Below are 13,081 nucleotides of genomic sequence, written 5' to 3' on the forward strand. Positions count from 1 at the left end.
AGGAAAAGCTGCCAGAAAGGGCGGCTTTTCTTATATAAATAAATATCTGAATTTTCTGTTCTGTCCGTTAATGGAAGAAAAAGGTGGCGAGCAAATGTTATTTGCTAGTATAAAATTATTTTGTGAATGAGAGTTCCTTATCTAATATTCCTAATAATTTTTTATAATTAGATAAAGTATCTTCATCTTCAACTTTATAACCAGATTGAAAAAATGAAATATCTCCTGTCCCATTGTTAATTTGGTTATTTTCCTTGAGAATTCTCTTTAAATTTTTAGCGGTTCCAACACTTCCATCAATAATGTCTATGTCTTCGGAAAAAAGCTTCTTTAGAATAGATTTAAAATATGGAAAATGAGTACAACCGAGAACGACCGTTCCATACTGTTTTAAATCGAATAAAGCTAATTGCTGTCTTAAATAGGGTAAAACTCTCTCTTCACTAAATTCGAATTCCTCAGCAAATTCCACAAGGCCAGGAAGAGGTAGACTTTCAACAATATCATGATTATCTATACTTTTTACTAAATTTTGAAACTTTTCCTCTTGAAGAGTCAGTTTAGTTGCTAACACTAAAACTTTTTTTCGTTTTTCTTCACTTTTTTGAACAGCTGGTTTTACAGCAGGCTCAATTCCTAAGATGGGAAAATCATATTTTTTACGTAAGTCTTCCACGGCAATACTGGTTGCCGTATTGCAAGCAATGACTAATGCTTTCACATCTTGATTAGCGATAAAATCAACGGCATTAAAAATATATTGCTTTACTTCTTCTTTTTGTTTTTCACCATATGGAACATGTAAAGTATCAGCATAAAAAATATAATCTTCATTTGGTAAGACTTTTAATGCTTGATGAAGTACAGTAATTCCACCAATGCCAGAGTCAAAAAATCCAATTCTCACTACGTTCACTCTCTTTCTTAATCAATTCAATTTTATCCCGCTATTCGTGGGCAGTAAGACCCCCATTTCAAGATTCAGAGAGAAGCATTGTCCAGCTCCAGTGGCTAGAATGTTCGGTGGCTTCGCTTCTTCCTACGAGGTAAAAAAACCTCTACGTCAGAAGCTCCATCCCCCTCACATTCTGAACGAGCCACTTCCGTTTTTCTTAAGAAGTTAGGTGGGAGATAAACTGCTAGCATGCGCCCGATTGGTGAGGGCTGATTAAAGTTTCACTTTATTTTATCACTTACATTTTTTTAGTACCATTTTTATGGTGAATTAACTTGTTTTCAATAATGAAATAATAGGGAAACTTATACACAGGATTTCAATTTGAAAATAAAAAATGGTCATCCCTTCATGAATACCGCATGAGAGGATGACCGTTTTTTATGTCTTCAATGAATCTTACAGAAAAACTACAGTTATTAGATAAAGGAATGACTCCTATTCAACCGCAATGCCAAATTCACGTAAAGCAAGTGCTTGAAAAGTTTGCCTATCAATCGTTTGTTTAGATTTCTGTTTTCCTTTTGTTACCGTATACGTTTTGTCTGTTAGCGTAATGTGACCATCGTCTGTTCGTTTTGCAAGGAGTGGAGATTTATTAAATGGTGATTGTTCATGGTGGGTAATGATTTGTTGTGCGTTCTGTAAAGCTGTTTCATCAATTGGCGATGTGAAGAAGTCGTAGCCAATTTCTAACTTCCCGTCTTGATATTTTTCAAATGCGTATTCTCCGAAAGTTGTTTTTTTCTTTTGAATGCGGTATTCACCTGTTGAAGAAGTTACTGTTTCCCCAGTAAACGGAAGCGGTTGCAGAGCGTGATGGGAACCGAAACCAACATCGATTAAGTACCGCTGCCCGTTATGATGCAGAATCGTTGCAAAGTGTGTTTGGATAAGCCGATTTTCTTCATTGCTAAAAACAGTTCCTCCAATTAAATGAACGTCAAATCCTAGTTCTTTTAAAGCGTAGTAAAATAAAGGATTCAGTTCATAGCAAACACCGCCGCGCCGGTTGTCTATAATCTTTCTTTTTAAATCTTCAAAGGTAAGATCAATGTTTTCTTTTTTGATAATGCTCATATTTTCAAATGGTATATGCTTCGCAAATTGAGATTGCAACGCACAAATATCTTCAAAAGTTACATCTTGCTTTTCATATTGAATACGGTTGAAAAAATCGTTTAGAAAGGTGTTCATTTCATCTCACCTCATTATTTTTGTAACTGCTCTGCCTCTTCAATCGCAAGTGGTAAGAAATGTTTATATTGGCGAATGCCATTATAAATACTAGCTCCGCCAACGATTATAAATAAAACGCCAACGATAATACGAGCCGTTGAAACATCTAAAAAAAATTGATTTGCGCCAAATAATGCAACAAATAACCCGAGTGCAATTGCTGATTTTCCAGCAAGCCATCCTTTCTCCATAGAACGGTTTGTGCGAAAATATTTTGTTTTGTAGAAGAGATACAACATAAATGTAACGATAATACAAAAGACTAATACTGGCATGACCTTAATCCCCCATCTATTTGTATGTTCTTTCTCTATTGTAATTCAATTCTCCACCTGTATGAAGTGTTTTGAGCTATAATAGGAATAAATTGGCCGAAAAGGAGATTTTACATATGCATGAGAAAATTTTAGGAGCAATTAAGCAATTTGATACAATTATTATCCATCGCCACGTTCGTCCAGATCCAGATGCATTAGGTTCACAGTGCGGACTTGGTACGATGCTGCAAGAGTCATTCCCAGAGAAAAAGATTTATATGGTAGGATACAATGAACCATCTTTAGCGTACTTACGCGTAATGGATGAAATTGATGATGCTACGTATGAAGAGGCACTTGTCATTGTTTGTGATACAGCAAACCAAGAGCGTGTTTGCGATCAGCGTTATACAAAAGGAAAGCAGTTAATTAAAATTGACCATCATCCGAATGAAGATCCATACGGTGATATTGTTTGGGTAGATACAACATCTAGTTCTACAAGTGAACTGATTTATGAATTTTACTTATACGGTAAGGATAAAGGATTAACGTTATCAAAAGAAGCGGCACGTCTTATTTTAGCTGGTATAGTTGGTGATACAGGACGTTTCTTATTCCCAAGCACATCTGCTAAAACACTTCGTTATGCATCTGAGCTTGTAGGAATGGGCGTTGAATTCCCAGCATTATATGATGAAATGTATAAAACGAATGAGCGCATTGCACGCTTAAATGGTTATATCCTACAAAACTTTACGATGACTGAAGAAGGCGCAGCATACGTTAAGCTAACAAAAGAAGTATTAGAGCAATTTGATGTGCTTCCGAATCAGGCTTCAGGAGTTGTTGGAGCTCTTGGAAATATTGAAGGATTAAAAGCGTGGGTTTTATTCTTAGAGGAAGAAGATGTGATTCGTGTTCGCCTTCGTTCAAAAGGTCCGGTTATTAATACGTTAGCAATGCGATATAACGGCGGTGGGCATCCGATGGCGTCGGGAGCAAAAGCTTTTTCTTGGGAAGAAGCAGATCGTATTTTTGCAGACTTACGTGAATTATGTAAATAAGAAGAAAGGTAGAGGGAGCTCTACCTTTCTTGTTTTATTTTGACGCTAATTTCCAGTATGGTATCAAATGAAACAGTTTCGATTTCAAATCGATAGACACGGTCGTAATATTTATATACTTTATTTTCAATAACCTTCTTTAGTAGTTCTTTATTGTTTGCGACGCTTTGAATGTTTTGGGTAAGCAAGTGACGGAGATCATCGCGAATGGAAGTTTGTAATGTTTCCACTGTTAGCGTGTCTAAATTGTATTTTTCGTAATTTGCAATCTCAATTTCAATTTCTTGAATGGTTAACAGTTTTTTGTTTTTTTCATTTTCTTTTTTTTGATCTTCCGTGAGTACACGTAAATCTTCGGTTAGTTTTTCTATTTGTGCTTCTTGTGTTTCAAGTGTTTTAGTTTGCTCTTCTTGAAACACGCCATATATGTACAAAAAAATAATCCAACTTAAAATACCACCAACCGCCGCACCGCCTAAAAATAATTTCCAGCGATTAGAGAGTGAACTTGGGACTTTCATACGTGATCCTGTGTAATCCATTTAATAATCGTAAATCCAGTTTGCATACCGCCCGTGGCAAAGAAAATAAGGAGAATTTGTTTCACAATATCTTTTGTATCTCCTCCAAAAAAGCTGCGTTCAAAGCTATAAAATGTATCGAAAGTTCCGCCAATGGCAGCGACGAGAGCCCAAATTCGTAAATTCTCTGCAAATTGTGTAATCATTGTGAGCGGTGGTTTTCCTACTAAAAAAGCACCGATTCCGCCAATTAATGAACCGCCAATCATAACACCAAGAGCAATAAAATAGCTTGTAATGAGAAGAGAGAAAAAGCTTTGGTTCACTTCCATCATCATTCTCCTTTCTTTTTCATCCCGCATTAACGTGCAGTAATACTCCCACCTTAAAATTCAGCGAAAGCAAAGAAGTTAGGTAGGAGATAAACTGCCCGTAAAAGCCCGATTGGTTCAACTAATAATCAGTGGGGATGAAGGAAACTCCCCACTGATTAAAGTTTCACTGTATGTATATGGACAAAGAAGGAGAAGTATGTTTTGATTTCACGTATAATAGGAAGTAGTCAAATAGGTAAAGAGAGGGTATAAAAGTGAAGTTTGTGCATTTACAATGTCAAACCGTTTATAGTTTATTGAAAAGTGCTTGTAAAATAGATGAGCTTGTTTATCAAGCGAAAGAACTTGGATTTTCGGCATTAGCAATTACAGATGAAAATGTGATGTATGGTGTTATTCCGTTTTATAAAGCTTGTAAAAAAGCGGGGATTCAGCCGGTTATCGGTTTAACAGCTTCCATATGGAATGAAGAAGAGGATCAGTCGTATCCGCTTGTTTTACTAGCTGAAAACGAAACTGGTTATCGGAATTTACTTAAAATTTCTAGCAGCATTATGACAAAGTCAAAAGATGGTATTCCTAAAAAATGGCTTGCGCATTATGCAGGGGGATTAATTGCGATTTCTCCAGGAAAAGATGGGGAAATTGAAACGCTTTTATTGCAAGGAAAACATGAGGCTGCTGAGGAAGTAGCAAAGATGTATAAAAATATATTTGTTAGCTTTTATATAAGCGTGCAGCACCATGCCATTCAAGAGGAATTGTTGCTTCAAGAAGAGCTTCTACCATTTGCGAAGCAGCTTGAGATTCCACTTGTGGCGACAAATGATATTCGTTATGTAAAACAAAGCGATGCAATTGTACAGGAATGTTTATTATCGGTTCATAGCGGGACGAAAATGACCGATTCGGAAAGGCCGCGTTTGCAGACTGATCAATATTATATGAAATCAGCTTCTGAAATGGAGGCGTTATTTGCTTCTATACCAGAAGCGATTCAAAACACATTCCGTATTGCTGAGCGTTGTCATGTAGAAATTCCGTTTCATACAAATCAATTGCCGCAGTTTCCAGTACCAACAAATGAATCATCCGATCAATTTTTACGTCGCCTTTGTGAAGAAGGGTTGAAGAAGCGATATGTGGCGGTGACCGATGTGCATAAAGTGCGTTTAAATCATGAGCTGCATACTATTTCTCGGATGGGATTTAGTGATTATTTTCTTATTGTATGGGACTTTATGAAATACGCTCACGAGCAGCGCATTTTAACAGGACCAGGCCGTGGTTCGGCAGCTGGGTCACTTGTATCTTATGTGCTCGAAATTACAGACATTGACCCAATTCAATACAATTTACTATTTGAACGTTTCTTAAATCCAGAGCGCGTTACACTTCCTGATATCGATATTGATTTTCCAGATATTCGCCGCGATGAAATGATTCGTTATGTGAAAAATAAGTACGGAGAACTGCGCGTGGCTCAAATTGTAACGTTTGGAACACTTGCAGCAAAAGCGGCAATTCGTGATATTGCAAGAGTAATGGGACTGCCGCCAAATGAAATTGATATTTTTTCAAAACATATTCCGTCTAAAGTTGGGATTACATTAGAAGAAGCTTACACAGAATCGCCATCATTACAAAGTTATTTACAAAGTAATCTAATTTTTCAAAGGGTATTTGATATTGCAAAGCGTGTAGAAGGTTTGCCGCGTCATACGTCTATTCATGCAGCCGGAGTGATTATGAGTGAAGAGCCGCTTACAAATAGTGTTGCCATTCAAGGCGGCCATGATGATGTATATGTCACACAATACCCAGCAGAAGTATTAGAAGAACTGGGTCTATTAAAAATGGACTTTCTTGGTCTGCGTAATTTAACATTGCTTGAAAATATTCGCATATTTATTGTAAAGACAACAGGGAAAAGTTTAGATATACGGAAATTGCCTCTTCAAGATGCCAACACATTTGCACTGCTTGGACGAGGAGATACGACAGGGATTTTTCAGCTTGAATCAAGCGGAATGCGGAATGTTCTGCGTTCGTTAAAGCCGAATGAATTTGAAGATATCGTTGCGGTTAACGCATTATATCGCCCAGGACCGATGGAGCAAATCCCAGTTTTTATTGATTCCAAGCATGGGAAACGTACCATTCATTATTTGCATCCTGATTTGAAACCAATTTTAGAAAATACGTATGGAGTTATCGTTTATCAAGAACAAATTATGCAAATTGCCTCTCGTTTAGCAGGATTTTCTCTTGGTGAGGCTGACTTATTACGCCGCGCCGTAAGTAAGAAAAATCGTGATATTTTAGACGAAGAGCGTACGCACTTCGTGAAAGGGTGCTTGCAAAATGGATATGATGAAGAAACTGCCCAGCAAATTTATGATTTAATTGTTCGATTTGCCAATTACGGCTTCAACAGAAGTCATGCAGTTGCTTATAGTATGATTGGATATCAGCTTGCTTATTTAAAAGCGAATTATCCGCTTCAGTTTATGACAGCATTATTATCAAGTGCAATTGGAAATGAAGAGAAGATTGTACAATATGTTCGGGAAACGAAGCGGAAAGGGTTCCGCGTTTTACCGCCGTCTCTTCATAAGAGCAGTTATGAGTTTCAAGTAGAAGGAAATACAATTCGATATAGTTTACTTGCGATCCGCAATGTAGGGATGGCGACAGTAAATGCTTTAATTGAAGAAAGAAATAAAAAGCCATTTCAAGATTTATTTGAGTTTTGTTTGCGCATGCCAGCGAAATTTGTGACAGAGCGTAATTTAGAAACGATGATTTGGGCCGGTTGTTTTGATGATTTTAACGTTTCGCGTTCAGCCTTATTTAACAGTATTAAAGGTGCGTTAGAATATGCGAGCTTAGCGCGGGAAATTGGTGAGGAGCTTGTACCGAAATCGGAGTATGCACAAGAGGCAGAGCTATCTTTTATCCAGCAATTAAATAAAGAAAAAGAAGCGCTAGGCTTTTACTTAACAAGTTATCCAACCGCACAGTACGCAAAGCTTGGTAAGGAATTGGAAATCCCAACACTTGCAGGTGCGATGAAGCAGCGAAGAAAAGTACAACGGGTAATTGTATATTTGACAAATATAAAAATAATTCGGACGAAAAAATTACAGAAGATGGCGTTTATCACGTTTTGTGATCAAAATCACGAAATGGAAGGAGTTGTATTTCCGGAAACATATATCCATTTTAAAGAGCGGTTACAAGAAGGAGAAATTGTTTTAATAGAAGGAACAATTGAACAGCGAAATAATAAGCTGCAATGGATTGTAAATGGCTTGTACCCGTTAGAGAAAATGGATACTTATGAAGAAATGAAAGACGCTTCTATTTACGTGAAAATACCATCACAGTATGAAAAAAGGCTGTTAAACAATGTCACAAAAATATTGTTTAACTATTCAGGTTTTGCGAAAGTACTAATTTATTATGAAAAAGAGCATAAGATGGTACAATTATCTCGTAGCTTATCCATTCATCCAAGTGAAGAATGTTTACAAGCGCTTTATGAGATAGTCGGAAAGGAAAATGTCGTTGTAAAAATATAATGGACAATTTCCTACTATTTCGATTATAGTAGTAATAGCGTTCGTGGTCAGACCACCTTGGAGAATGAATAACGTTATGCAGCAAGAAAATATGAGGAGAGTGGATCGTTTGTCAACACTTCGTGAAGAAGCACTTCACATGCATAGAGTGCATCAAGGAAAACTAGAAACAGTATCAAAAGTAAAGGTAGAAAATGCAAAAGATTTAAGTCTTGCGTATTCTCCAGGGGTTGCAGAACCATGTAAGGTTATTTATGACGATAAGAGCAAGGTATACGAATATACAATGAAGGGCAATATGGTAGCAGTTGTAACAGATGGAACGGCTGTATTAGGTCTTGGAAATATTGGACCGGAAGCATCACTTCCTGTTATGGAAGGTAAAGCTGTATTATTTAAGAGTTTTGCTGGTGTAGATGCATTTCCAATTGCTTTAAATACAAATGATGTAGATAAAATTGTTGAAACTGTAAAATTAATGGAGCCAACTTTTGGCGGCGTAAACTTAGAAGATATTGCAGCACCAAATTGCTTTATTATTGAAGAGCGTTTGAAAAAAGAAACAAATATTCCTGTATTCCACGATGACCAACACGGAACAGCAATTGTAACAGTAGCGGGTCTTGTGAATGCATTAAAGCTAGTTGGAAAGAAAATGTCTGATATTAAAGTTGTTGCAAATGGTGCTGGGGCAGCAGGTATTGCAATTATTAAACTTTTATATCGTTACGGTGTACGCGATATTATTATGTGCGATACGAAAGGCGCGATTTTTGAAGGGCGCTCTGTCGGTATGAACGCTGTGAAAAATGAAGTGGCAAAATACACGAATAAAAATCGTGTAGAAGGTTCATTAGCAGAAGTGATTCAAGGTGCAGATGTGTTCATCGGTGTATCTGTAGAAGGTGCATTAACGGAAGAAATGGTTCGTACTATGAACCAAGATGCAATTATCTTTGCGATGGCGAATCCAAATCCAGAAATTATGCCAGATATGGCAAAAGCAGCTGGAGCAGCAGTTGTAGGTACGGGACGCTCAGATTTCCCAAACCAAGTAAACAACGTATTAGCTTTCCCTGGTATTTTCCGTGGTGCTCTTGATGTACATGCAACGCAAATTAACGAAGAGATGAAAGTGGCAGCAGTACAAGCTATTGCTGAACTTGTATCAGAAGAAGAGTTAAGTGCTGATTATATTATTCCAGCTCCATTCGATGTACGCGTAGCACCACAAGTAGCAGCGTATGTTGCAAAAGCTGCAATGGAAACAGGTGTTGCTCGCCGTCAAGTTGATCCGAAGGAAGTAGCTGAAAGAACGAGAAATCTAGCGATTATCGGCAAAGAATAAGCGAGGAATGTTCATTGACATCATCACAAACAAAAGTATATCTAGAAATAGTGAAAAAAATTCGGTTTATCATACAAGAGGATGGATTGAAGGCGGGCGACCGCCTACCGTCTGAACGTGAGCTAAGTGCACGTTTACATGTCGGACGCTCATCTGTTCGTGAAGCGCTCAGGTCGTTAGAACTGGTAGGTCTAATTGAAACGCGGCGCGGTGAAGGGACGTTCATTCGAAACTTTTATGAAAACGGTCTGGTGCAATTAATTGCACCGTTCTTATTACAAGATGAAAAGACGCGGCGAGATTTGTTACAAATGAAAGAATTGCTTGAAAAAGATGCGATTCGTGTTTTATGTCAAACACAGACAGGGAACTGTTTGGAAGCATTTCATGAAATTTTTTCCGATGAACAATCATCTATCGCAGTATTTCATCAAACTTTTTTAAAAACGCTTGTAGAACAAGTTGATAATTATTTAATGTATCGTGTTTGGATGATTGTACATGACTACGCTTCGACGCTTTCTTGTGATGTTCATTTAAACGCGCGCGAGTTACATGAAAAGCTATATATAGCATTACAGAATAAACAAGAACAAACAGCATTAGAGCTTTATGAGGCAATAATGGGAAATATACAGTTTCATTTGTAATTTTATACAAAATTTGTCGAAATAACCATGACACGTTCCGACACAAATTCTACAAGATAACGTTTAAAGTTAAACGTAAAGAGACGAGTTATAAGGCAAATTGAGAAAATAAGGCTAACACCAATTGATTTAGGTGTTAGCCCCATTTTCTTACTCGTTAACCTTAGCTCTTTTATCACCTAAAGGAGGGTCAAACTTTGCTACGAGATTTATTCCTAAAGAAGAAAAAGTATGCTGCAATTCCTTCAGAGCAGGTACGAAAAGATGTACCGGACGGTGTCATGACAAAATGTCCGAAATGCAAAAAAATCATGTATACGAAAGAACTTCTGAAAAATTTAAAAGTATGTGTTAACTGTGGCTATCATCACCCGATGAATGCATGGGAACGTCTTGAAAGTTTGTTAGATGAAAATTCATTTCGTGAATATGACAAAGAAATGATTTCGGCAAACCCGCTTCAATTCCCTGGCTACGAGGAGAAACTTGAGAGTGATCGTAAAAAAACCGGATTAAATGAAGCGGTTGTGACAGGAGAAGGAACGATCGAGGATATGCTTGTTGTTGTTGCGGTTATGGATTCAAGGTTTCGAATGGGAAGCATGGGCTCTGTTGTAGGTGAAAAAATTGCGCGTGCTGTTGAAAAAGCATATGAAATGAAAGCGCCGTTTCTTATTTTTACTGCATCAGGCGGAGCTCGTATGCAAGAGGGTATTTTAAGCTTAATGCAAATGGCGAAGACAAGTATAGCTTTAAAAAAACATAGCAATGCAGGTGGTTTATTCATTTCAATTATGACACACCCAACGACAGGCGGAGTTTCTGCGAGCTTTGCTTCACTTGGTGATTACAATCTAGCAGAACCTGGTGCATTAATTGGGTTTGCCGGTCGTCGTGTAATTGAACAGACGGTTCGTGAGAAATTGCCAGAGGATTTCCAAACGGCAGAGTTTTTATTAGAACACGGACAATTAGATGCAGTTGTGCATCGCAATGATATGAGAGACACGCTCCGTAAGATTTTAGAAGTTCATCAAGGGGAGGAAGTGGTGTCATGGCAGAATTAGAATTCGAAAAACCAGTTGTTGAGCTAAGAAATAAAATTAGCGAGTTAAAAGAGTATACGAAAAACAGTCAGATGGACTTCAGTGAAGAGATTCGTATCTTGGAAGGCAAATTAGAGCATTTAGAAGAAGAAATATACGGTAACATGAAAGTGTGGGACCGTGTTCAAATTGCGCGTCATGCGGAAAGACCGACAACGCTGGATTACATCCAGCACTTATTTACTGATTTTTTTGAGTGTCACGGAGATCGATTATTTGGCGATGATGCAGCAATTGTCGGCGGGATTGCGAAATATAACGGGATGCCTGTTACAGTAATTGGTCATCAGCGCGGGAAAGATACGAAAGAAAATATTCGCCGTAATTTCGGAATGCCTCATCCAGAAGGGTATCGCAAAGCGCTGCGCCTTATGAAGCAAGCTGAAAAATTTAATCGCCCAATCATCTGTTTTGTTGATACAAAAGGTGCATATCCAGGAAAGGCAGCTGAAGAGCGTGGACAAAGTGAAGCAATTGCGCGCAATTTATTTGAAATGGCTGGACTGACTGTACCTGTTATTTGTATTGTAATTGGTGAAGGTGGAAGTGGCGGTGCATTAGGACTTGGTGTAGGTAATTATGTATACATGCTAGAAAACTCCACATATTCGGTTATTTCGCCTGAAGGAGCAGCGGCAATTCTTTGGAAAGATGCTACGAAATCAAAAGAAGCTGCAGAAACGATGAAAATCACAGCGGCTAATTTGAAAGAATTAGGTGTCATTGATGAAATTATTCCAGAAGCTCGCGGCGGTGCGCATCGCGACGTAGTGAAGCAAGCGGAATATATAAATCGTACTCTGCAAAAAACATTCCAACAATTGGAAGGTGTTTCGAAAGAGCAGCTAATCGAAAATCGCTATAAAAAATATATGAAAATTGGGCAAGTTTCGTTTTCAAACGCTTCCATTGGGGTAAAATAGAAAAAGCGTGCGTTCCATCTCGCGAATGCACGTTTTTCTTATGAAAAGACACATCTTCTCCATTGTAATTTTATATTTCTTCATGTTATTTTATTATAAGGCAAATAATCTTTATGAGGTGAGTACTAATGAAACGTATTGGTGTTTTGACAAGTGGTGGAGATTCACCTGGAATGAACGCTGCTATTCGTGCAGTTGTTCGTAAAGCAATATATCATGATTTAGAAGTGTATGGTATCTATCATGGATACGCAGGATTAATTTCTGGTCATATTGAAAAATTAGAATTAGGTTCTGTAGGCGATATTATTCATCGCGGTGGAACAAAATTATATACAGCAAGATGTCCTGAGTTTAAAGAGCTAGAAGGACAATTAAAAGGGATTGAACAATTAAAGAAATTTGGTATTGAAGGACTTGTTGTTATTGGTGGGGATGGTTCTTACCAAGGTGCGAAGAAATTAACAGAGCATGGTTTCCCATGTGTTGGTGTACCTGGCACAATCGATAATGATATTCCTGGTACAGATTTCACAATTGGTTTTGATACAGCTTTAAATACTGTTATCGATGCAATTGATAAAATTCGTGATACAGCTACATCCCATGAACGTACATATGTAATTGAAGTAATGGGTCGCCATGCAGGTGATATCGCATTATGGGCTGGTTTAGCAGACGGTGCAGAAACAATCTTAATTCCAGAAGCAGAGTATGATATGGGAGATGTAATCGCTCGTCTAAAACGCGGTAGTGAACGCGGTAAGAAACATAGTATTATCGTTGTAGCTGAAGGTGTTGGCAGCGCGATTGAAATCGGTAAACAAATCGAAGAAGCGACTAATTTTGATACGCGTGTTACAGTATTAGGTCACGTACAACGCGGAGGATCTCCGAGTGCGATGGATCGTGTGTTAGCGAGTCGTCTTGGTGCAAGAGCAGTCGAGCTTTTATTAGAAGGAAAAGGTGGCCGTTGCGTAGGTATTCAAGATAACCAACTTGTTGATCATGATATTATTGAAGCATTAGCGAAAAAACATGAAATTGATGCAGAGATGTATCAATTATCAAAAGAATTATCTATCTAATTGTTGTA

The 13,081-nt window shown here is 37.8% G+C and carries 12 protein-coding genes; 7 read left to right on the forward strand and 5 right to left on the reverse strand.

The genetic code is table 11. The features are described from left to right. Positions 1 to 115: 115 nt before the first annotated feature. The 3 genes from murI to WAZ07_RS01265 all read right to left on the reverse strand — a co-directional run bounded on the left by murI (position 116) and on the right by WAZ07_RS01265 (position 2,469). Complete coding sequence (murI, locus tag WAZ07_RS01255; RefSeq protein WP_336471009.1) at positions 116 to 907, reverse strand: glutamate racemase; 792 nt, start codon at positions 905 to 907, stop codon at positions 116 to 118. Positions 908 to 1,393: 486 nt separating this feature from the next. Beyond that, entirely contained in the window at positions 1,394 to 2,152 is a 759-nt protein-coding gene (locus tag WAZ07_RS01260) for an arylamine N-acetyltransferase family protein (protein ID WP_336471010.1), read from the reverse strand. Between the two features lie 14 nt (positions 2,153 to 2,166). Further along, entirely contained in the window at positions 2,167 to 2,469 is a 303-nt protein-coding gene (locus WAZ07_RS01265; RefSeq protein WP_336471011.1) for a YtpI family protein, read from the reverse strand. A 116-nt stretch (positions 2,470 to 2,585) separates the two neighbouring features. On the opposite strand from WAZ07_RS01265, the gene WAZ07_RS01270 reads away from it, so the two are divergent. Next, positions 2,586 to 3,518, forward strand: coding sequence for a DHH family phosphoesterase (locus WAZ07_RS01270; protein ID WP_336471012.1), 933 nt, complete (start codon positions 2,586 to 2,588; stop codon positions 3,516 to 3,518). A gap of 20 nt (positions 3,519 to 3,538) precedes the next feature. Here the strand turns inward: WAZ07_RS01270 and ytrI are convergent, their stop codons facing one another. Together ytrI and ytrH are read right to left on the reverse strand one after the other, a co-directional pair. Beyond that, on the reverse strand, positions 3,539 to 4,039 hold the full coding sequence (gene ytrI / locus WAZ07_RS01275; protein WP_020062411.1) for a sporulation membrane protein YtrI: 501 nt from the start codon (positions 4,037 to 4,039) through the stop codon (positions 3,539 to 3,541). Beyond that, positions 4,036 to 4,377 (reverse strand): sporulation membrane protein YtrH, encoded by a 342-nt coding sequence (gene ytrH, locus WAZ07_RS01280; RefSeq protein ID WP_081625685.1) that lies wholly within the window; start codon positions 4,375 to 4,377, stop codon positions 4,036 to 4,038. Before ytrH ends, ytrI begins: the two co-directional genes overlap by 4 nt. Before the next feature lie 251 nt (positions 4,378 to 4,628). On the opposite strand from ytrH, the gene dnaE reads away from it, so the two are divergent. The 6 genes from dnaE (at position 4,629) to pfkA (ending at position 13,073) form a co-directional block, all read left to right on the forward strand. Continuing rightward, positions 4,629 to 7,958, forward strand: a complete 3,330-nt coding sequence (gene dnaE / locus WAZ07_RS01285; RefSeq protein WP_336471013.1) for a DNA polymerase III subunit alpha — start codon at positions 4,629 to 4,631, stop codon at positions 7,956 to 7,958. A gap of 91 nt (positions 7,959 to 8,049) precedes the next feature. Then, positions 8,050 to 9,306: an NADP-dependent malic enzyme gene (gene ystJ, locus WAZ07_RS01290; RefSeq protein ID WP_170857661.1), complete on the forward strand. Its 1,257-nt coding sequence runs from the start codon at positions 8,050 to 8,052 to the stop codon at positions 9,304 to 9,306. 14 nt (positions 9,307 to 9,320) lie between these two features. Beyond that, complete coding sequence (locus WAZ07_RS01295) at positions 9,321 to 9,956, forward strand: FadR/GntR family transcriptional regulator (protein WP_336471014.1); 636 nt, start codon at positions 9,321 to 9,323, stop codon at positions 9,954 to 9,956. 197 nt (positions 9,957 to 10,153) lie between these two features. Further along, positions 10,154 to 11,023 (forward strand): acetyl-CoA carboxylase, carboxyltransferase subunit beta, encoded by an 870-nt coding sequence (gene accD, locus WAZ07_RS01300; protein WP_090916378.1) that lies wholly within the window; start codon positions 10,154 to 10,156, stop codon positions 11,021 to 11,023. Beyond that, entirely contained in the window at positions 11,011 to 11,985 is a 975-nt protein-coding gene (accA, locus tag WAZ07_RS01305; RefSeq protein ID WP_336471015.1) for an acetyl-CoA carboxylase carboxyl transferase subunit alpha, read from the forward strand. Before accD ends, accA begins: the two co-directional genes overlap by 13 nt. Before the next feature lie 128 nt (positions 11,986 to 12,113). Continuing rightward, positions 12,114 to 13,073, forward strand: coding sequence for a 6-phosphofructokinase (gene pfkA / locus WAZ07_RS01310; protein WP_090916382.1), 960 nt, complete (start codon positions 12,114 to 12,116; stop codon positions 13,071 to 13,073). The last annotated feature ends 8 nt before the right edge of the window (positions 13,074 to 13,081 follow it).

The sequence above is a fragment of the Bacillus bruguierae genome (genome assembly GCF_037104725.1).
Classification (GTDB): domain Bacteria; phylum Bacillota; class Bacilli; order Bacillales; family Bacillaceae_G; genus Bacillus_A; species Bacillus_A bruguierae.

Coding starts and splice junctions, on each gene's coding strand:
- WAZ07_RS01260 (WP_336471010.1), bottom strand. CDS start 2,152: ATGAACACCTTTCTAAACGATTTTTTCAACCGTATTCAATATGAAAAG.
- WAZ07_RS01265 (WP_336471011.1), bottom strand. CDS start 2,469: ATGCCAGTATTAGTCTTTTGTATTATCGTTACATTTATGTTGTATCTC.
- WAZ07_RS01270 (WP_336471012.1), top strand. CDS start 2,586: ATGCATGAGAAAATTTTAGGAGCAATTAAGCAATTTGATACAATTATT.
- ytrI (WP_020062411.1), bottom strand. CDS start 4,039: ATGAAAGTCCCAAGTTCACTCTCTAATCGCTGGAAATTATTTTTAGGC.
- ytrH (WP_081625685.1), bottom strand. CDS start 4,377: ATGATGATGGAAGTGAACCAAAGCTTTTTCTCTCTTCTCATTACAAGC.
- ystJ (WP_170857661.1), top strand. CDS start 8,050: ATGAGGAGAGTGGATCGTTTGTCAACACTTCGTGAAGAAGCACTTCAC.
- accA (WP_336471015.1), top strand. CDS start 11,011: ATGGCAGAATTAGAATTCGAAAAACCAGTTGTTGAGCTAAGAAATAAA.
- pfkA (WP_090916382.1), top strand. CDS start 12,114: ATGAAACGTATTGGTGTTTTGACAAGTGGTGGAGATTCACCTGGAATG.